At 69.4% G+C, this 18,472-nt stretch carries 19 protein-coding genes; 11 read left to right on the top strand and 8 right to left on the bottom strand.

The window, feature by feature from the left end:
• Positions 1-41 precede the first annotated feature (41 nt).
• The 4 genes from OL599_RS02930 to OL599_RS02945 all read right to left on the bottom strand — a co-directional run bounded on the left by OL599_RS02930 (position 42) and on the right by OL599_RS02945 (position 4,587).
• Complete coding sequence (locus tag OL599_RS02930) at positions 42-2,798, bottom strand: glycoside hydrolase family 99-like domain-containing protein (RefSeq protein ID WP_264712100.1); 2,757 nt, start codon at positions 2,796-2,798, stop codon at positions 42-44.
• Between the two features lie 46 nt (positions 2,799-2,844).
• Complete coding sequence (locus OL599_RS02935; protein WP_264712101.1) at positions 2,845-3,204, bottom strand: hypothetical protein; 360 nt, start codon at positions 3,202-3,204, stop codon at positions 2,845-2,847.
• A 238-nt stretch (positions 3,205-3,442) separates the two neighbouring features.
• Positions 3,443-4,252, bottom strand: a complete 810-nt coding sequence (locus OL599_RS02940) for an acyltransferase (RefSeq protein WP_264712102.1) — start codon at positions 4,250-4,252, stop codon at positions 3,443-3,445.
• A 134-nt stretch (positions 4,253-4,386) separates the two neighbouring features.
• Positions 4,387-4,587 carry a hypothetical protein gene (locus OL599_RS02945; RefSeq protein WP_264712341.1) on the bottom strand — a complete coding sequence of 67 codons (201 nt, stop codon included), beginning with the start codon at positions 4,585-4,587 and terminating at the stop codon, positions 4,387-4,389.
• Here OL599_RS02945 and rfbB point away from each other — a divergent pair.
• The 5 genes from rfbB to OL599_RS02970 are packed head-to-tail and all read left to right on the top strand — an operon-like array spanning position 4,510 to position 8,932.
• Positions 4,510-5,586: a dTDP-glucose 4,6-dehydratase gene (gene rfbB / locus OL599_RS02950; protein WP_264712103.1), complete on the top strand. Its 1,077-nt coding sequence runs from the start codon at positions 4,510-4,512 to the stop codon at positions 5,584-5,586. The genes OL599_RS02945 and rfbB overlap by 78 nt on opposite strands.
• 4 nt (positions 5,587-5,590) lie before the next feature.
• Positions 5,591-6,466 carry a glucose-1-phosphate thymidylyltransferase RfbA gene (gene rfbA, locus OL599_RS02955; protein WP_264712104.1) on the top strand — a complete coding sequence of 292 codons (876 nt, stop codon included), beginning with the start codon at positions 5,591-5,593 and terminating at the stop codon, positions 6,464-6,466.
• A gap of 24 nt (positions 6,467-6,490) precedes the next feature.
• Positions 6,491-7,042: a dTDP-4-dehydrorhamnose 3,5-epimerase gene (gene rfbC / locus OL599_RS02960; RefSeq protein WP_264712105.1), complete on the top strand. Its 552-nt coding sequence runs from the start codon at positions 6,491-6,493 to the stop codon at positions 7,040-7,042.
• Positions 7,043-7,056: 14 nt separating this feature from the next.
• On the top strand, positions 7,057-7,977 hold the full coding sequence (gene rfbD, locus OL599_RS02965) for a dTDP-4-dehydrorhamnose reductase (protein ID WP_264712106.1): 921 nt from the start codon (positions 7,057-7,059) through the stop codon (positions 7,975-7,977).
• A gap of 22 nt (positions 7,978-7,999) precedes the next feature.
• Entirely contained in the window at positions 8,000-8,932 is a 933-nt protein-coding gene (locus OL599_RS02970) for a glycosyltransferase family 2 protein (RefSeq protein ID WP_264712107.1), read from the top strand.
• Positions 8,933-8,935: 3 nt separating this feature from the next.
• Here the strand turns inward: OL599_RS02970 and OL599_RS02975 are convergent, their stop codons facing one another.
• Positions 8,936-9,574: an RluA family pseudouridine synthase gene (locus OL599_RS02975; RefSeq protein WP_264712108.1), complete on the bottom strand. Its 639-nt coding sequence runs from the start codon at positions 9,572-9,574 to the stop codon at positions 8,936-8,938.
• A 241-nt stretch (positions 9,575-9,815) separates the two neighbouring features.
• Between OL599_RS02975 and OL599_RS02980 the strand changes: the two genes are divergently transcribed.
• Positions 9,816-10,790: a D-2-hydroxyacid dehydrogenase gene (locus tag OL599_RS02980; RefSeq protein WP_264712109.1), complete on the top strand. Its 975-nt coding sequence runs from the start codon at positions 9,816-9,818 to the stop codon at positions 10,788-10,790.
• Positions 10,791-10,809: 19 nt separating this feature from the next.
• On the opposite strand, the gene OL599_RS02985 is transcribed toward OL599_RS02980, so the two are convergent.
• Positions 10,810-11,709: an SAM-dependent methyltransferase gene (locus tag OL599_RS02985; RefSeq protein ID WP_264712110.1), complete on the bottom strand. Its 900-nt coding sequence runs from the start codon at positions 11,707-11,709 to the stop codon at positions 10,810-10,812.
• Positions 11,706-12,074 (bottom strand): DUF423 domain-containing protein, encoded by a 369-nt coding sequence (locus OL599_RS02990; protein ID WP_264712111.1) that lies wholly within the window; start codon positions 12,072-12,074, stop codon positions 11,706-11,708. The genes OL599_RS02985 and OL599_RS02990 overlap by 4 nt, the downstream gene beginning before the upstream one ends.
• A 63-nt stretch (positions 12,075-12,137) precedes the next feature.
• Between OL599_RS02990 and pip the strand changes: the two genes are divergently transcribed.
• From pip to OL599_RS03005, 3 genes are all read left to right on the top strand, one after another.
• Complete coding sequence (gene pip / locus OL599_RS02995; RefSeq protein ID WP_264712112.1) at positions 12,138-13,088, top strand: prolyl aminopeptidase; 951 nt, start codon at positions 12,138-12,140, stop codon at positions 13,086-13,088.
• 18 nt (positions 13,089-13,106) lie between these two features.
• A complete protein-coding gene (gene ltnD, locus OL599_RS03000; RefSeq protein WP_264712113.1) occupies positions 13,107-14,012 on the top strand; it encodes an L-threonate dehydrogenase in 906 nt (301 codons plus the stop codon).
• 73 nt (positions 14,013-14,085) lie between these two features.
• A complete protein-coding gene (locus OL599_RS03005; protein ID WP_264712114.1) occupies positions 14,086-14,730 on the top strand; it encodes a DUF2459 domain-containing protein in 645 nt (214 codons plus the stop codon).
• Between the two features lie 158 nt (positions 14,731-14,888).
• Here the strand turns inward: OL599_RS03005 and OL599_RS03010 are convergent, their stop codons facing one another.
• Positions 14,889-16,229 (bottom strand): amidase, encoded by a 1,341-nt coding sequence (locus OL599_RS03010; RefSeq protein ID WP_264712115.1) that lies wholly within the window; start codon positions 16,227-16,229, stop codon positions 14,889-14,891.
• A 125-nt stretch (positions 16,230-16,354) separates the two neighbouring features.
• Between OL599_RS03010 and OL599_RS03015 the strand changes: the two genes are divergently transcribed.
• Entirely contained in the window at positions 16,355-17,506 is a 1,152-nt protein-coding gene (locus tag OL599_RS03015; protein ID WP_264712117.1) for an ABC transporter substrate-binding protein, read from the top strand.
• 87 nt (positions 17,507-17,593) lie between these two features.
• A complete protein-coding gene (locus tag OL599_RS03020) occupies positions 17,594-18,424 on the top strand; it encodes an NAD-dependent epimerase/dehydratase family protein (protein ID WP_264712119.1) in 831 nt (276 codons plus the stop codon).
• Positions 18,425-18,472 lie beyond the last annotated feature (48 nt).

Below are 18,472 nucleotides of genomic sequence, written 5' to 3' on the forward strand. Positions count from 1 at the left end.
CCGGAAGCCTCCGCAGAGCGTCTCAGGAGCGCCGCGCCGCATTACGCCCACGCCTTCGCCGCCACGGCATCGCGCAGCGCCTCAAGCCAGCGATGCCCGTACCCCGTGTCCGGCTCCAGATGCGCGCCCTCGGCCCATTCGTTCCAGGCGTTGACGAACAGCATCCGCTCGTCGCCCATCAGGAACTGGCGGATCTCCTCGATCTTCTCTTCGACATAGACGCGGAACGCCTCCGGGCTGATGCCGTCGAAGCTGGTGCCCTTCATCGGCTGGCGCGGCGTGTTGTCCCAGCTCGGGAACACCGCCGGATAACGCGGATAGGGCACGGAGCCGCGCTTGACGAAGGCCGATACGGTGGAGGGATAGTCATAGCGATAGCCGCTCCAGCCTTCCTTGACGATGTCGGCCGCGGCCTCCGTGGGCACGGCGCGGCCATGCGGTGGAAATTCCACGCTGGCATCGAAGCCCAGATCGGCCGGGCGGACGGTCTGGTCCACCGCCTCCATGCCCTCGACATACACCAGGTGCACGCCCGGATGGCCGGCGGCCGCGAAGGCGGCGCGACAGGACGCGGCGAAGCCCTGCGGGTCCGGCAGCAGCAACGGGCGGTAAACCAGGAACATCGGCTTGCCGTCCACGCGGATGTAGCGGGGGTCAGCGGCGTCGGCCACGGCGTCGGCGATGATGCTGTCGAGCGTTGCCTGGTCATAGCTCTGCTCCAGCAGGATCTCCTTGTCGCCGCCGTCCCAGTGCTTGGTCCAGTTCTCGTTGGCCCAGCACAGGCACCAGTTGAACGGGATGTCCGGGTTCGCCCGCACCACCTCCAGCGGCTGCGACAGCACCCGGCGGCTGCCGAAATTGTAGTAGTAGACGCAGAAGCCTTCGACGCCGTAGCGCGCTGCCATCTCCGCCTGAAGCTGCAGCGCCGCGCGCGTGCGCAGGTCGTAGAAGCCGAGATCCGCCGGCAGATGCGGCTGGTAGTGGCCGGCGTAGCTGGGCTGCGCCTTGGCCACGTTGGTCCATTCGGTGAAGCCCTTGCCCCACCACAGGTCGTTCTCCGGCGTGGGATGGAACTGCGGCAGGTAGAAGGCCAGCACGCGCACACGGTCCATCCGGCGGATCAGCTCGCCCCAGCGCTCGACTAGCTTGTGCTGGTTGGCGGTGATGGTGCGCAACTTCGCGGTCATGGAATGGCGATTCGTGGAGACGCTGAGGTGGTGCACGACCACCGCCTCGTGCAGGTAGCGCACGCGCTGGCCGGCGGCCTGGAAGCGCAGGCACAGGTCGGCATCCTCGCAATAGGCCGGGCGGAACATTTCGTCGAACAGCGTGGCTCCAGCACAGGCGCGGCGGAACATCAGCGCGGCACCCGAGCAATAGGCCACGTCGCGGTCGTAGCAGAACCCGCCCTCGTCCGGATCGCGGAACAGCCCGATCATGCCGCTTTCGCCGTTCGGACGGAGGAAGCACCCGGCCTCCTGCAGCCGGCCGTTCGGGTAGATGATCTTGGGGCCGACCGCGGCCAGCCCGTCGTCGGCGTCCAGGGCGGCCACCATGCGGCCGATCGCGCCGGGCATAAGCTGGGCATCGTTGTTCAGCAGCAGCACGTATTCGCCGCGGCAGCGTGCGAAAGCGGCGTTGCAGTTGCGGATGAAGCCCTGGTTCTCCGCCTGGCGCAGCAGCACGAGGTTCGGCACCTCGGCCAGCAGCGCTGCGTCGGGATCGGTCGAGCAGTCATCCGCCAGCACCACCTCGAAGGGCAGGCCGGGCGCATCCCGCTCGATGGAGAGCAGGCAGTCCACCGTGTAGTCGATCTCGTTGTAGACAGGAATGAGGATCGACAGGCGCGGCGCCGCGACATGGGGGAGCCGCAACCCTGCGATGGCGGACGCCACGTCCTCGGTGCGGATCAGCTCGGGCGGCGTGACCGCGACCGCCTCCTTGAGGCGCTGACGCTCCTCCTCCACCCGGGCGCGCATGTCGCCATAGGCTTGCTGCACGGCCTCGGGGTCGACGGGCAGCGGCAAGCCCACGGCAGCGCCCTGCGGGGCAGGTCCAGTGCCGCTGGGCGTGCGCTCCACCGGCAACTGGCGTCCTTCGTGGCGGCCATGCAGCAGGTAGTGGCGCAGCGGCGGCACGCCGGCCGCCGCCACATCGGGATAGCGGGCGCGGTAGAGCTGGCCGTCGAACGTCAGGCTGGCGGTCCGTCCTTCGATATCCCCCAGCATGATGAAGTGCCGCAGCGCGCCATAGACGTCGTCGGGCACGTCGCTGTACTGGCCGGCGTACCAGACGGTATCGAGATAAGGGGTCGATGCCACCCCCGAATAGAGGCCGAGGCTGAGGAAATGGCGCAGCATCCCGTTGGACGGCGCCGCATCACCCAGCCGGTCGCGGTATTCCTGCGGATCGAAATACGGGCTGGGCGGCGCCAGATCGTATTCCAGCAGCTCCAGCAGCGCGTCCAGCCGCGGCGTCTGGCCGAGGATGGACGGATCCTCCGCGGCGATGAAGCGCAGATCCACCAGCGGATGCGGCGAGCGCAGCTCCGCGATCCCGGTTTCGATGAAGTGCAACAGCGGGTCGGCTCCCGCGTGGCTGACATCCGGATTGGTCGCCGCATAGAAGGCACGATCGAAATAGAACGACAGATTGGGCCGCTCCAGCGGCGGCATCTGCAGGTAGCGGGCGATGGTGCCGAGATCGGCGCGCCCGCCGCCCAGCGCATGACGAAACAGATCCTCGTTGACGAAGGCGGAGCACAGCAGCCGGTGCGCATGCATCAGGTCGTTCTTCACCGGGATTCTCCCTGGGCGCCGCTCGTCCGTTCAGCCGCCCGGCCCGTCAGACCCGGGCTTCATCGCGCAGCACGGCGGCCCAGGACTCGACCAGCGCTTTCAGCTGGGCATTCGGGATGCGGCCCTCGGAAGCGCCGGACCGCTGGTAGTGCTCGGCGCCCGACTTCACGTCTCCGCGCTGCACGGCCGCGGCCACGTCCTTGTAAAGGCTGGTGTAGTACGCCTCGTCGACCGGCGCCGGCGCGCCCATGCGGCCCTCGAAGAAACCGAGCTCGACATAGTGGCGCTTCAGGTCCGGGATCTGCCCGGCCGCATAGGCCTCGGCGATGTCGGGATAGGTCTCGAGATAGAATTCCTCGGAGAATGGCGAGTCCGCCACCATGGTCTGAAGCAGAAACCGGAGCAACTTGGCGTCAATGGCGATCTTCGACTTGCTGTTCAGCCGTTCACGATTGATTCGCAGGGCCTGAAGAAGAAGGTCGATATTCGGAAGGTACTCCATTGACGGCTCACTTCTCGGTCTGGTGTAGCATTACAAAAACGTGATGGCGGAATAATACAAGCACACCCGACCAATAGACAAGGCGCGGCATCGCCACAACCGCGGTTTTGCGCGAGCGCGCAGGCCGGCGCGAAACGACCGTTCACCGTTGCGTGAGCGCAGGCATCCCGATCGACTCCCGCTCGGCATCGGTCATGCCATAGGGATGGCGGCCCCAGCTGATACCCTCGCGAATCACCCGCCCTGGCGCTCCCGCCGCCACCACGCGCGGCGGCACATCCCCCTTCAGCATCGTCCTGGCGCCGACGATCGTGCCCATGCCCACCCGCTCGCAATGCAGCAGCAGCGAGTCCTGGCCCAGCCAGACATGCCGCTCGATCACCGTGTCGCAGGGTGGCCGATTGATCTGCGCGCCGGTGCGCAGGTCGTGCATCGCGTGCATGTCGTAGTTGCGGATCCAGACGCCGTTGGAGATCAGCGCATCGTCGCCGATCACGGTGCCGCGCTCGTTGCCCTCCATCTCGATCGAGAGGCCGACGGCGGTGGCGCCGGTGCCCCAGAACAGGACCTGGCCGTTCGAGCGCATCAGCAGGTCCCCGATGGCGACATAGCCGTCGCCGATGCTGTTGAACACCAGCAGACAGTCGGACCCCAGGATGCGGATGTTGGCGAAGCAGTTGCCGCCCCAGTTCTCGTTGTCGAAGAAGATCACGTTATTCTTACCGGCGGACTGGACGCGGATGTTGCCGAGCCTGCGGTTCGGGTCGGTGACGACGACGCTCAACTCCCCGCCGCCGGTGCAGTCGATGCCGAGCTTGCGCGCCTCGGGATCCTGCGCGGCCAGCAGGGTGAACGGGCGGACGACCAGAAGCTCGGGACGTAAGTCCGTGATTTCCGGCCGCAAAAACGACGCCAGCAGCGTCTCCGTTTCGGTCCCGATGCCAGGAATCATCGTGTTCCAACGCCCTCCGCGGCGGCAATGATGCCGGTGCCGGCCGAAATGCCCGTCCGGACCCGTGTCTGGGCCTTCAGGGCCCCCTGGCCCACTTTGCCAGGGCGCCGTTTTCCAGAAGTTTACACACCACGTCAAACCGCAACGCCGGGGCCGATCGAGGGGCCGCCGATGTTGCGCTGCCGCACCGGCAGGATTGCCCTGATGGTCCGACACTGCCAAGTTAGGTCAGCGAACTTGGCGATGGCGAGGACTCGATGCGGATTTTGCTGACCGGTGGCTGCGGTTTCATCGGCTCCGCCGTCATACGGCACGTCATCCGCGAGTGCGGCCATCACGTCGTCAACGTCGACAAGATGACCTATGCGGCGTCCGAGGATGCGCTGGAGGAGGCACGCGGCCACGACCGGCACGTGCTGGTGCGCGCCGACATCGCCGACCACGCCGCCATGCGCCAGGTGTTCGCCACCCACCAGCCCGACGCGGTGATGCATCTGGCGGCGGAGACACATGTCGACCGCTCGATCGACGGGCCGGGGCCGTTCATCCACAGCAACGTGGTGGGCACCTATACCTTGCTGGACGCCGCCCGCGAATACTGGACCGCGCTGCCGCCCGCCCGGCGGGCCGCATTCCGCTTCCACCACATTTCGACCGACGAGGTGTTCGGCGCGCTGGGCCCGCAGGATCCGCCGTTCACGGAAACCACGCCATACGACCCGCGCAGCCCGTATTCGGCCAGCAAGGCGGCCTCCGATCATCTGGTGCGGGCCTGGCATCACACCTATGGCCTGCCGACCATCGTCAGCAACACCGTCAACAACTACGGCCCCTGGCAGTTCCCGGAGAAGCTGATCCCGCTGGTGACACTGAACGCCCTGGAAGGCAAGCCGCTGCCGGTCTACGGCGACGGCTCGAACCAGCGCGACTGGCTGTTCGTGGACGACCACGCGGCGGCGCTCGTGCGCGTCATCGAGCAGGGCCAGGTCGGCGCCACCTATGCCATCGGCGGCCGCCAGCCGCGCAGCAACCTGCAGGTGGTGGACGCGATCTGTGCGGCGATCGACGCGCGCCTGCCCGACCCGGCCGGCCCCCGCGCGCGCCTGATCCGCTTCGTCAGCGACCGTCCGGGGCATGACTTCCGCTACGAAATCGACCCCAGCCGGGCCGAAGCGGCGCTGGACTGGAAGGCGCCGCACGATTTCGAGGCAGGGCTGGCACGGACGGTGGACTGGTACCTCGCCAACCGCGCCTGGTGGGAAGGCGTGCGCGCCGCCCGCTACGCCGGCCAGCGCCTCGGTCACGCCAAGACCCTCGCGACCGCCGGGGCCTGACGCCATGAAGGGTATTCTGCTCGCCGGCGGGTCCGGCACCCGGTTGCATCCCATGACGCTGGCGGCGTCCAAGCAATTGCTGCCGGTCTACGACAAGCCGATGGTCTACTACCCGCTGACGGTGCTGATGCTGGCGGGGATTCGCGACATCATGGTGATCTCCACCCCGGCCGACCTGCCGCAGTTCCGGCGCCTGCTGGGCGACGGCGCGCGACTGGGCGTCCGCTTCACCTATGCCGAGCAGCCAAGCCCGGACGGGCTGGCGCAGGCCTTCCATATCGCCGCGGACTGGCTGGGCGGGCAGCCCTGCGCGTTGGCGCTGGGCGACAACCTGATCTTCGGCGACCACCTCTCGGTGCTGCTGCGCGCCGCCTCGGCACGGCCGAAGGGGGCAACCGTTTTCGCCTACCAGGTGCGCGACCCCGAACGCTACGGCGTGGTGACCATGGACGGCGCCGGCAAGGCGCTGGAGATCGTCGAGAAGCCGGCGGCGCCGCAGTCCAACTGGGCGGTGATCGGGCTGTATTTCTACGACGAGCGCGTGACCGACCTCGCCTTGAAAGTGAAGCCGTCGGCGCGCGGCGAGCTGGAGATCACCGACCTCAACCGCATGTACCTGGAAGAGGGCAGCCTGCATGTGGACCGGCTCGGCCGCGGCTGCGCGTGGCTGGACGCCGGCACGCCGGACAGCCTGCTGCAGGCGGCCACCTTCGTGCAGACCATCCAGTCACGTCAGGGCATGCTGGTGGGCTGCCCCGAGGAGGTGGCCTTCCGCATGGGCTGGATCGACGCCGCTACGCTGCGCGGCCATGCGCGGGCGCTGGGCAAGACCGAGCTGGGCCGCGTGCTCACCGAGCTGGCCGACGGCCAGCATGTCTGAGATGCCGCCGCGGAGCGCCGGACGATGAAAGCCGAACGGCTGGCCATTCCCGATGTGATCCTGGCGACCCCGCCACGCTTCGGCGACCGGCGCGGCTTCTTCTCGGAGACGTTCAACGCGGACCGTTTCGCCGCCGCCGGCATCGCCGGCCCCTTCGTCCAGGACAACCAGAGCCTGTCGTCGCAGCCGGGAACGGTGCGCGGCCTGCATTGCCAGATCGGGCCGAGCGTGCAGGGCAAGCTAGTGCGCGTCATCAAGGGCGCGATCTGGGACGTGGCCGTGGACATCCGCCGGGGATCGCCGACCTACGGCCAGCACGTCGCGGCCGTGCTGAGCGCCGAGAACTGGTCGCAACTCTGGGTGCCCGGCGGGTTCCTGCACGGGTTCTGCACGCTCGAGGCGGATACCGAGGTCATCTACAAGGTGACCGCCGCGTACGATCCCGCAGCGGAACGCGGGGTGATCTGGAACGACCCCGCGCTCGCCCTGCCCTGGCCGGTGGCCGCGGATGCGGCGCAGCTGTCCGACAAGGACCGCAAGCTGCCGCTGCTCGCTGCCTGCGAGCCCTGGTTCTGAGGCAGGATCCGGCGATGAAACCGGGCTTGATTCTCGTCACCGGCGGCCGCGGTCAGCTCGCCTGCGCGCTGGAGGAAGCGGCGGGCACGCGTCCGCTGCGGCGTGTCGGGCGGCCGGACTGGGATTTCGACCGGCCGGACGCGCTGCCGGCGCTGCTGCGCGCCGCCGCACCCGCATTGATCGTGAATGCTGCCGCCTACACCGCCGTGGACAAGGCCGAGAGCGACGCGGCCGCGGCCCTGCGCGCCAACCGCGACGGTCCGCGCATCCTTGCCGAATACTGCGCCCAGGCCGGCATCCCGCTGATCCAGGTGTCCACCGACTATGTCTTCGACGGACTGAAGGGCGCCCCCTATACCGAGACGGACCCGACCAACCCCACCGGCGTCTACGGCGCCAGCAAGCTGGCAGGCGAGCAGGCGGTACTGGCCAGCGGGGCGCGGGCAATCGTGCTGCGGACGTCCTGGGTTTATGCGGCAAGCGGGAAGAATTTCGTCCTGACCATGCTCAATGCCGCGGCCCGGACCGACCGGCTGCGCGTGGTCGCGGACCAGTTGGGCTGCCCGACCGCGGCCCAGGACCTCGCCGCCGCCATCCTGGCCATCGCCGATCGGATTGCCGAGGGCGGCTGGCGCAACGAATACGCCGGCGTGTTCCATGCCGCCGGCGGCGGCAGCACGAGCTGGCATGGCCTCGCCCACGCAATCTTCACGCAAGCCGCGCGCCACGGCGGACCGATGCCCGCCGTCGACCCGATCGCCACCGCCGACTGGCCGACACCGGCCCGGCGGCCGCCTGATTCACGCCTGAATTGCAACAAGCTGCAACAGGTGTTCGGGCTGCAGTTGCCGGATTGGCAGGATGCGCTGGCGAGGACGATCGATCGGGTATTTTTCGCGCCGGCGCCGGCTTCAAGCAGCCGAGTACCGGTGTAGTCTTCGGCGCATGCTGCAACGCGTGCCAGACGCTCGTGTCGCCATCCTGCTCTCGACGTACAATGGCGAGCGATTCCTGCGCGAGCAGCTCGACAGCCTGCTGACGCAATCCCATCCGCATTGGACATTATACTGGCGCGACGACAGTTCCTCTGATGGAACGGTTGCCATCCTCGAGGAATTCGCGCGCTGCGCCGGCCAGGGACGCTGCGTGCATGTCCAGGGCCCGCCGGAGCGGCTGGGGCCCACGGTGAGCTTCCTGACCTTGCTCGCCGCCGTCAAGGACAGCCTGGGCAATGAAGATGTCGTTGCGTTCGCTGATCAGGATGATGTCTGGCTGCCGGAGAAGCTGGCCCGTGGCGTGGCGGCGCTGCGTGGCGCCAACACCGATGGCCCGGTGATCTATTGCGCCCGCCAGGTGCTGGTGGACGACGGGTTGCGGCGCATCGGCCTCTCGCGCGGGCTGGAGAAGCCGGCCGCGTTCCCGGCCGCGCTGGCGCAGAACGTCATCACCGGCTGCACGATCATGATGGACCGGCGCGCCGCCGCACTTGTCGCCGGCAGCATTCCCGCCTCGGCCACGCTGCATGACTGGTGGTGCTACCTGGTGGTGACCGCCGCCGACGGGCTGTTGCTGCACGACGACGAGCCGGTGGTTCTGTATCGCCAGCACAACCACAATGTGGTGGGCGCCCCCCGGTCGATGGCGCGCCGCGCGGTGGGCGCGGTTCGGCGCGGGCCGAACGTGTTCATGAACGTGCTGCGCCAGCACGTCGCCGCCTTGCAGGCGCAGCCGCATCTGATGTCGCCAAAGGCAAGGGCGCAGGTGGCGGCGATCGACCGGGCCCTGAAGGGCGGCCCCATCCGCCGGCTTGCCGCGCTGCGCATGCCCGGCCTGCACCGGCAGACCTGGCAGGAGAACGTCGGTTTCTGGGCCTGGTTCCTGATCGGCTGACGCTTACGCCCGGCCGCACATCGCCAGGGCCGCCACCATGTGCGGCGGCGGGGGCGCCGTCGCGTTCAGTGGCGGATCGAGCGGCAGCGATATGGCTCGCGCCAGCAAATGCAGCCGGCCTTCCCCGTCGCCGTACACCGGATCGCCCAGGATCGGGCAGCCCAGGGCAGCACAATGCGCCCGCACCTGATGGGTGCGGCCGGTGCGCGGATGCAGTTCCAGCCAGGCGATTCCCGCCGCGCGCCCGCGCAGGCGCCAGTCGGTGATCGCCGCCTGCCCGGCCGCGTCGACCACCATCCGCCAGCCCGCGCGGTCGCTGCGCTTCAGCAACGGGGCATCGACGGTGCCGGACTCGCCTGGCGGCGCACCGGCCACGACGGCCCAATAGGTCTTCTTCACCCGGCCGGCGGCGAACAGAAGCTGGGCCTCAAGCAACGCCACCCGGCGCAGCGCCACCACCAGGCAGCCGGCCGTGTCCGCGTCCAGCCGGTGCGCAAGCCACGGCCCGTCGCGGCGGCGCGAGAGCCGGGGAAAGACATCCTCCACGCTCGCACCGCCACGCGGCCCGGGATGCACGGGCAGGCCGGCGGGCTTGTTCAGCACAACGAAGCGGGAGTCCTGGTACAGGATCGGGATATCCATGTCGCGGCAAGGTTGACAGGGCGGCGCGGGCAACGGAAGCCAGGGGCATGCAAGCCGACACCATCTGCCGCCGGAATTCCGTCGCCGTCCCGTCCGCCCGCCGCCCCCGGCCGCGCGGCCGTGCCGCGGGCCGGTCTGCCGGCGGCAGGTGCCCATCCCCGGCTCCGGCCGGCTACAAACAAGGCTGAAACGTGGCCCAGGCGGCCACCGATCTGCTGCACACATCACGCAAGTAGGAAACATGCGAATCCACATCCAGAACAGCCCCGGCGACGCCCTGTTTGCGGTTTCGCCGCAGCAATGGCAGGAGGCCGCTTCCCGCGCCGGCGAATCCGGGCATGAGGTGGCCTTCGGCGCCAGCGACGCCGACTTCGCCACTGGCGTGGCACGGGCGGACATCCTGATCGGGGCGACGAGCACCCTGGCGGGCCGCTTCCCCTGCCACGCCCCGGACCTGAAGATGATCTTCTGCATGTCTGCCGGCGTGGACCGGCTGCGGCCGTTCGACGCGCTGCCGGCCGGCGCCATCGTGGTGAACAACAGCGGCGTGCACGGCAGGAAGGCCGGCGAATACGCCGCCATGGCGCTGCTGATGCTGAACGCGCGCCTGCCCGCCGTTCTGGCCGCCCAGCGCGCCCAGGAATGGCGGCCGGTCTATGCGCCGTCGCTGCGCGGCCGCCGCGTCACCGTCATCGGCACCGGCGACCTCGGCAGCGCCGCCGGCCGCGCCGCGGCGCAGTTCGGCGCAGTGGTGACGGGCGTGCGTACCCGCGCCGTGCCGCACCCCGATTTCCACCGCGTCATTGCCGCCGACGCGCTGGATTCGGTGCTGCCGGAGTCCGAGTTCGTGGTGCTCGCCTGCCCGTTGACCGAGGCAACCCGCAACCTGCTCGACCGGCGCCGCCTGTCGCTGCTGCCCGCCGGCGCCGCCGTGGTGAATATCGGCCGTGGCGCACTGCTGGACCAGGAGGCGCTGTGCGACCTGCTCGACAGCGGCCACGTGTCCGGGGCCGTGCTGGACGTGTTCGTGCCGGAGCCGATCCCGACAGGGCACCGGCTGTGGACCACGAAGAACCTGGTGGCCACGCCGCATGTCTCGGTGGACGACCCGCTGACCTACAACCCCGACAGCCTGGACATCTTCTTCCGCCACCTGCGCGCCTGGCGGGACGGCGGCGAGATGCCGAACCTCGTGGACCTGGGGCGCGGCTACTGAACCGCGCGCGGAGCGGTGCTTACCTGCTCCACGCGAACGTCAGTTCGTGCTTGTTGTGGAACAGATGCATGACGCGTCCGCCGGGAACGGCCGCGAAGGCGGCGGCCGCGTCGTGGTCGGTTTCACCCTGGAACTTGATGGTGCAGACGATGCGCCTCGCGGCGTCGGCATCGATCCAGCGGCGCACCAGCGCCAGCAGCCGGTCGGGATAGGCGATGACGTCGCTGAACAGCCAATGGACCGGTTCGGGCTGCAGGCCGAACGCGCTTTCGCTGCGCAGTGTCACCCTGGGCATCGCGACGACGCGGGGATCGAGGTCGGCCTTGTCGACCGCGATCACGCTGGCGCCGAGCTTCGCGATCGCCCAGGTCCAGCCACCGGGTGCGGCGCCAAGGTCGAGGCAGGTGTCGCCGGGCTTCGGCCAGACGCCGATGCGGGTGCAGGCTTCCCAGAGTTTCAGGTAAGCCCGGCTGGGTGGCCCGATCCGGTCTTCCTCGAACCGGCATTCGCCATTCACGAAGGGGCTGGTCTTGGTCGGGCTGGCGAGCATCAGGTTCGGCGCCAGCAGCGTCCAGGCGCCGAGATGGCTGGACGGTGCGGGTTCGGGGAATACCAAAGGCCGGGCCTTCACCGGCGGCAGGCGATCCGCGATCAAGGCCATGCGGCGGTGGTGCGCGACGGCGTATGCGGACCAGTTGCGCTGCAGCGCGCGCAGCGCGTCCGCCGCGGCTTTCACCGAGGCAACCGGGATCTCCTGCGGCGCGGTCCACACATCCAACGCCCAGGCGCTGGGGACGAGCGTGTCGGGCGAGAGGGCGAGCCGGCCATGCCACGCCGCGATGCCGGCACCCGCCCGGCGCAATTCCTCGGCCAGGGCCGCTTCCAGACCCTCCGGCGCCAGATAGGCGGCCTGGATCATTGTGTGCGGCGCAGGGCCGACAGCCCCAGCAGGGCCCAGCCGAGCATCAGCAGCATGCCGCCGATGGGCGCGACCGAAGCGAGGTGCAATCCGGCGAGCACCAGCGAATAGACGGCGCCGCAGAACAGCAGCAGCCCCAGCGTGAACGCCGCGCCCGCGAGATTCACGAGGCGGCCGCCGCGCGGCGCCCACATCCCGGTGAACAGCAGCGCCAGCGCGTGCCAGCCCTGCATCTGCACGGCGTTGCGCAGCATTTGCAGCGCCGCCGGGTCGAGCCGGTCCGGCAATCCATGCGCGGCCGCAGCCGCCATCGCCACGGCGGTCAACCCGGCCACGGCGCCGAACCCGATCCAGATCCTGTCCATGCCCTATAGCTAATCCGCGCGGGCCAGTTTCGCCATGCGTCGCCCGCGTGTAGTCTTCGCCGCATGCCCAGAGGCGATCTGTTTCCCGAAATCGGCCCATTCGAGACCGGCTATCTGCCGTTGTCCGGCGGACATGTCATGTACTGGGAGCAGGTGGGCAACCCGCTAGGCCCCCCGGTGCTGTTCCTGCACGGCGGCCCCGGCGCCGGCGCCGGCACGGTGCACCGGCGCTTCTTCGATCCCGCCCATTGGCGCGTGGTGATCTTCGACCAGCGCGGCGCGGGGCGCTCGCGCCCGCTGGGCAGCCTGGAGGCCAACACGACCCCCGACCTCGTCTCCGACATCGAGGCGCTGCGCGCGCATCTGGGCATCGAGCGGTTCCTGCTGTTCGGGGGATCGTGGGGCTCCACCCTGGCGCTGGCCTATGCGCAGGCGCATCCGGACCGGGTCTCCGCCTGCGTGCTGCGCGGCGTGTTCCTGGGCCGGCCGCGCGAGGTCGACTGGTTCATGCACGGGCTCGCCACCATGTTCCCCGACGCGCATGCCGCCTTCGCCGGCTATCTGCCGGAAGCCGAGCGCGGCGACCTGCTGGGCAACTACCTGCGCCGCCTGACCGACCCGGACCCGACCGTGCACATGCCGGCGGCGCGCGCCTGGTCGGTCTACGAGGGCTCATGCAGCACACTGCTGCCGAGCCCCGATACGGTTTCCTCGTTCGCCCAGGACCGCACCGCGCTGGGGCTGGCACGGATCGAGGCGCATTATTTCGCGCACGACCTGTTCCTGCCGCCGGAGGGCCTGCTGGGACGGATGGACCGGATCGCCCACATCCCGGCCGAGATCGTGCAGGGGCGCTACGACATGATCTGCCCGCCTTGCACCGCCTTCGAGCTCGCGGCCGCATGGCCCGCCGCGCGGATGACGGTGATCCCGGATGCCGGGCATTCGGCGCTGGAACCGGGGGTGCGGCGGTCGCTCGTGGCTGCCGTGGAGCGTTTCCGCCGCGAGCGCTGACACATCGGGAGAAACGGCATGAAACTGGGCGTGATCGGCCTCGGGTCGATGGGAATGGGCGCGGCCCTGAATCTGGTGAAGCATGGCCACGACGTGCATGGCTGCGAACTGCGCGAGGCCGCGCGCGCCGAGCTGACCTCCGCCGGCGGCCACGCCGTGGGCCGCGCCGCCGATCTTCCCGCGGGACTCGACGCGCTGATCATCCTCGTGGTCAACGCCGCACAGGCGAACGACGTGCTGTTCGGCCCGGACGGCTGTGCCGCGAAGCTGCCCAAAGGGGCCGTGGTGCTGTGTTGCACCACCATGGCCCCGGAAGCCGCGCGGGCGCTCGACGCACGCCTTGCGGACGCTGGCCTGCTGATGCTCGACGCCCCGGTGTCCGGCGGCGCGGTCGGCGCGCGGGCCGGCAGCATGACGGTGATGGCATCCGGGCCGGAGGCTGCCTTCGCCAAGGTGCAGCCAGTACTGGATGCCATCGCCGGCAAGGTCTGGCGCCTCGGCGACGCGGCGGGCGTCGGCAGCACGGTGAAGATGGTCAACCAGCTTCTCGCCGGCGTGCACATCGCCACCGCGGCCGAGGCGATGGCACTGGGCATCCGCGCAGGCGCGGACCCGCAGGCGCTGTTCGACGTGATCAGTACCTCCGCGGGCAGTTCCTGGATGTGGCAGAACCGCGTGCCGCACATCCTGGCCGGCGATGACACGCCGCTGTCGGCGGTGAACATCTTCGTCAAGGACCTCGGCATCGTGCTGGACCAGGCTCGCGCGCTCACCTTCCCGCTGCCGATGGCATCCGCCGCGCACCAGCTGTTTCTGGCAGCCGCCGCCGCGGGGCAGGGCGGCAAGGACGACGTCTTCGTCATCCGCGTCTGGCAGGCGCTGGCGGGGATTGCCCTGCCGGGCGAGGACAAGCCCGAGATCTGATGCCATGCGTGGCGCGCGGCCTTGTTGCACGCGCACGTCCTGGCCTGCTCCGATGATCCGGCTTGCGGTCATCATGCTGCTCATCGGCGGCATGGCGGGCTGCGCCGGCCTGCCCCCGCCGCTCCCGGACGATGCGCGCAATGCGCCGGCCGTCGCGACCATCTACGTCGTCGAATACGGGTGGCACACGGACATCGTACTCCCGATGCGGCCGGTGACGGGCCCGCTGACCCGATTCCGCTCGATCTTCCCGGACGCCGAAGTCATCACCTTCGGTTTCGGCGAGCGCCAGTACATGCAGATCGAGCATGTCGGTTTCGGGGACATGCTGCGGGCAGTGCTGCCGGGCCCCGGGATCATCATGGTGACGGCGATGCGCGCGCCGCCGATGAATGGCAAGGACTACGCGGAGGTCGCGGCGCTTGCGGTATCGCAGCCGCAACTGGACCGGCTCTCGGATTTCGTCTGGGACGCGCTGGAGAAGACCCCGGACGACCGGCTCGTCCATATCAAGGACGGCCCATTCCCCGGCCGCGTGTTCTACGGCTCAAGCACCACCTATTCCGGCGGCTACACCTGCAACACCTGGACCGCCGAAGCCCTCGACAGCGCCGGCCTGGCCGTGGGCGCGTCCGGCGTGCTGTTCGCCTATCAGGTCATGGACCGCGTCAACGCGATTGCGGCACGACCGGCACATATGCAGGCCGGCGGCAGTTAAGGGAAGGCGAGGGCTCTGCCCTCGACCCGCCAAGGGCCATTCGGCCCTTGGATCCCACGACTCTCCTGGCTGCTGACGCAGCCAAGGCAATAATGGATTGTCAAGGCTCCGCCTTGACTGGGGTCCAGGGGCAAAGCCCCTGGCCTTGTCTTACCCCTCTATTGCCGCAGCGCCGCCTCGACACCAGCCGCAATGGCGAACAGCCGCGCGTCGCCCATGGTCTCGCCCATCAGCATCAGCCCCACCGGCGCCTCGCCTTGCCGGTGGCACGGCAGGCTGATGGCGCAGCGGTCGAGGAAGTTGCCGGCCGCGGTGTTGCGGAGCTGCAGCAGGTTCACCCGATTGTACTCGGCCTCGTCGTCCAGCTCGGCGATGCGCGGCGGGACCAGCGCGCAGGTGGGCATCACCAGCGCGTCGTAATCCGCGGTGGAGGCGTCGAAGCGGCGGATGATGTCGGCGCGGGCGCGCTCCAGGTCGAGGTAGTCGGCGGCACTGATGGATTCGCCGCGCAGGATGCGCTTCTTGATGCGCGGATCGTAACCGTCGCCGCGCTCGGCCAGCAGCTTGCGGTGCCAGGCATATGCCTCCGCCGCCGCGAAGCCGCCGGCCCTGTTGGCGAGCGGGATGTCGTCGAGAACCGGGAAGGTTGTCGGCAGGATGCGGGCCCCGGCGGCGGACAGCACCGAGATCGCGCGCTCGAACGTGGCGGCAACGGTGGCGTCCAGCCCGTCCAGCATGAAGTTCTGCGGCACCGCGAGGCGTAGGCCGGCGACCGGCGCCGCGCGCAGCTCCGGCAGGTCCTCGCCCGCCAGCACCGCATCGACCGTGGCACAGCATGCCACCGAGTTGGCGAGCGGGCCGACCGAATCCAGGCTGGGCGACAGCGGCAGCACGCCATCGATCGGCACGCGCCGTGCCGTCGGCTTGTAGCCGACCACCCCGCACAGCGCTGCCGGCACGCGGCACGAGCCGCCGGTATCCGTGCCCAGGGCGGCGTAGGCCATGCCATCGGAGATCGACACGGCTGCGCCCGAGGACGAGCCGCCAGGGATGCGGCTGGCGGCGCGGTCCCACGGGCTGCGCGGCGTGCCGTAATGCGGGTTGATGCCGAGGCCGGAAAAGGCGAACTCCGTCATGTTGGTGCGGCCGAGCGGAATGAACCCGGCATTCAGCATGCGCTGGATCAGCGGCGCGTTGGCCGCGGCGGGCGGCGCGTCAGCGAGCACGGCCGAGCCTGCCGGCGTCGGCTCGCCGGCGATATCGAACAGATCCTTGATGCTGACGGGAATGCCGGCGAGCGGCCCCGGCGCGCGGCCGGCCCGGCGCAGCGTGTCGGCCGCGTCAGCCATGGCGCGCGCCTGCCTGCTATGCACCTTGACGAAGGCGCGCGCGCCTTCGCCGGCCGGGTCGGCGATGCGGGCGAGGCAGTCCTCGACCAGTTGGCGGGAGGTGGTCTTGCCCTCGGCGAGGGCGGTGGAGACGTCATGGAGCGTGCGCATGCGCGAACCGTGCCTTTCCATGCGCCGGTACGCAAGCCGCCGCTGGACAAGGTTCGCGTTCGGCCGTTCGATAGCGGCCACCGCAACCGGCGCCGCCGGCGACAGAACAAACAAGGGGGACGTTCATGCGCATGTGGAAGATCGCCGCGGCCACCGGCCTGGCGACGATGACGGCCATCGGTGCCGCCCAGGCCCAGGTGAAGGTCGGGATCATCACCTCGCTGTCCGGCCCGGCCGCCTCGATCGGCGTGCCCTATGCCAAGGGCTACGCCGCCTGGCAGGCCGGCGGCACCGACGTCGCCGGCCAGAAGCTGACGATCATCCAGATCGACGACGCCTCCGACCCCTCGGTCGGAGCGCGGGCGGCGAAGAAGCTGATCGAGGAGGACAAGGTGGACGCCATCGTCGGCTCCGCCGGGGCGCCGACGTCGCTCGCGATCTACGGCGTGGCGGCGGAGGCGAAGGTGCCGATGATCATCACCGCCAACGCCCTGGTGCCCGGCGAGCGCGGCAACTGGGAGATCACCGTCCCGCAGCCGGCGCCGCTGATGATCTCGGCCGATGTCGAGCAGATGAAGAAGGCGGGCATCAAGACCATCGGCTATATCGGCTACAGCGATGCCTGGGGCGACCTCGTCTACGACTCGCTGGTGAAAGTGGTCGAGCCACAGGGCATCAAGGTCATCAGCAACGAGCGCTACGCCCGCGCCGACACCAGCGTCACGCCGCAGATCCTGAAGATCATCGCCGCGCGCCCGGATGCGGTGTTCACCGGCGGCTCGGGCTCGCCGGGCGCGCTGCCGCATCTGGCGCTGGCGGAGCGCGGCTATCGCGGCCATGTCTACAGCACGCACGCCATCATCAACTCGGAGTTCGTGCGCGTCGGCGGCGCGGCCGTCGAGGGCATGATCGCGCCCACGGGCCCGGTGGTGGTGGCCGAGCAGCTTCCCGACAGCAACCCGATCAAGGCCGTGGCGCTGCGGTTCCGCGCCCTCTACGAGGAGGCGAACAACGAGAAGTCGAACGACGCCTTCGCCGCCTATGGCTATGACGCGCTGGTGATCCTGGCCGATGCGGTGAAGCGCACCGCGAACGGGCCCACGAAGCCGGGCACGCCGGAATACCGCGCGGCGCTGCGCGACGCGCTGGTGACGACGCAGGATCTGGTGGGCACGCACGCCGTCTACAACTTCAAGCCCGGCGAGCGTTACGGCACCGACGAGCGCTCGCGCGTGCTGGTGCGGCTGGATCACGGCGCCTGGAAGCTGGTGCAGTAGACACGCGCGAGGCCGAAGAGGGGCGCGAGGTTGACGGGGCGGGCAGGGGGTGCCTCTCTGCCCGCCTGATCCAAGGAGGCAACGACAATGGCTGACATCCCCGCGAAGCCGGTTTTGCTGACGGGCGCGTCCGGCGCGCTCGGGCGGCATCTTGCGAAATCGTTGGGTACCGCGGGCTGGACCCTGAAGCTGACCGATATCGTGCCGTTCCCCGACCCGATGCCGGCGAACAGCAGCTTCACCCGGGCCGACCTGAACAACGGCGTCGACATCCTGCGGCTGGCCGAAGGCTGCGGCATGATCCTGCATTTCGGCGGCGTCGCCACCGAGCACCCGTTCGAGGACGTGCTGGGCCCGAACATCCGCGGGCTTTACCACATCTACGAGGCCGCACGGCGCGAGAAGGCGCGGGTGCTGTTCGCCTCCTCCAACCACAGCATCGGCTTCCACGAGCGCGACGTGCCGCTGGACGACGACTGCCAGTTCATGCCGGACGGCTATTACGGCCTGTCCAAGGCCTATGGCGAGCTGATGGGCCGTATGTACTGGTACAAGCACGGCGTGGAGAACGTGAACGTGCGCATCGGCTCCTCGTTCCCCGAGCCGGTGGATGCGCGCATGCTGTCCACCTGGCTGTCCTATGACGACCTGACCCGGCTGTGCATCCGCGCCACCCTGGCGGAGAAGACCGGAAGCTGCGTCATCTGGGGCGCATCGAAGAACAGCCGCACCTATTGGCGCCACGACGCGCGCGAGCAGCTCGGCTGGCTGCCGCAGGATTCCGCCGATCCCTATGCCGGGCAACTCGTCGGCAAGGTCAGCGACAATCCCATTCAGGAACGCTACCAGGGCGGCGCATACCCGGTGATGGACTACACCCGCACGGCGCCGCCGCCGGGCAGGCTGTTCGGCAAATAGTCTCCTGCCCCCTCCGTTCGCCGCACCTTGCGGCGAACGGAGGGGATC

The organism is Limobrevibacterium gyesilva, assembly GCF_025989185.1.
Taxonomy (GTDB): domain Bacteria; phylum Pseudomonadota; class Alphaproteobacteria; order Acetobacterales; family Acetobacteraceae; genus Limobrevibacterium; species Limobrevibacterium gyesilva.

Coding starts and splice junctions, on each gene's coding strand:
- OL599_RS02940 (WP_264712102.1), bottom strand. CDS start 4,252: ATGATTCCTGGCATCGGGACCGAAACGGAGACGCTGCTGGCGTCGTTT.
- rfbB (WP_264712103.1), top strand. CDS start 4,510: ATGCGGATTTTGCTGACCGGTGGCTGCGGTTTCATCGGCTCCGCCGTC.
- OL599_RS02945 (WP_264712341.1), bottom strand. CDS start 4,587: ATGGCCGCACTCGCGGATGACGTGCCGTATGACGGCGGAGCCGATGAA.
- rfbA (WP_264712104.1), top strand. CDS start 5,591: ATGAAGGGTATTCTGCTCGCCGGCGGGTCCGGCACCCGGTTGCATCCC.
- rfbC (WP_264712105.1), top strand. CDS start 6,491: ATGAAAGCCGAACGGCTGGCCATTCCCGATGTGATCCTGGCGACCCCG.
- rfbD (WP_264712106.1), top strand. CDS start 7,057: ATGAAACCGGGCTTGATTCTCGTCACCGGCGGCCGCGGTCAGCTCGCC.
- OL599_RS02975 (WP_264712108.1), bottom strand. CDS start 9,574: ATGGATATCCCGATCCTGTACCAGGACTCCCGCTTCGTTGTGCTGAAC.
- OL599_RS02980 (WP_264712109.1), top strand. CDS start 9,816: ATGCGAATCCACATCCAGAACAGCCCCGGCGACGCCCTGTTTGCGGTT.
- OL599_RS02985 (WP_264712110.1), bottom strand. CDS start 11,709: ATGATCCAGGCCGCCTATCTGGCGCCGGAGGGTCTGGAAGCGGCCCTG.
- OL599_RS02990 (WP_264712111.1), bottom strand. CDS start 12,074: ATGGACAGGATCTGGATCGGGTTCGGCGCCGTGGCCGGGTTGACCGCC.
- pip (WP_264712112.1), top strand. CDS start 12,138: ATGCCCAGAGGCGATCTGTTTCCCGAAATCGGCCCATTCGAGACCGGC.
- ltnD (WP_264712113.1), top strand. CDS start 13,107: ATGAAACTGGGCGTGATCGGCCTCGGGTCGATGGGAATGGGCGCGGCC.
- OL599_RS03005 (WP_264712114.1), top strand. CDS start 14,086: ATGCTGCTCATCGGCGGCATGGCGGGCTGCGCCGGCCTGCCCCCGCCG.
- OL599_RS03010 (WP_264712115.1), bottom strand. CDS start 16,229: ATGCGCACGCTCCATGACGTCTCCACCGCCCTCGCCGAGGGCAAGACC.
- OL599_RS03015 (WP_264712117.1), top strand. CDS start 16,355: ATGCGCATGTGGAAGATCGCCGCGGCCACCGGCCTGGCGACGATGACG.
- OL599_RS03020 (WP_264712119.1), top strand. CDS start 17,594: ATGGCTGACATCCCCGCGAAGCCGGTTTTGCTGACGGGCGCGTCCGGC.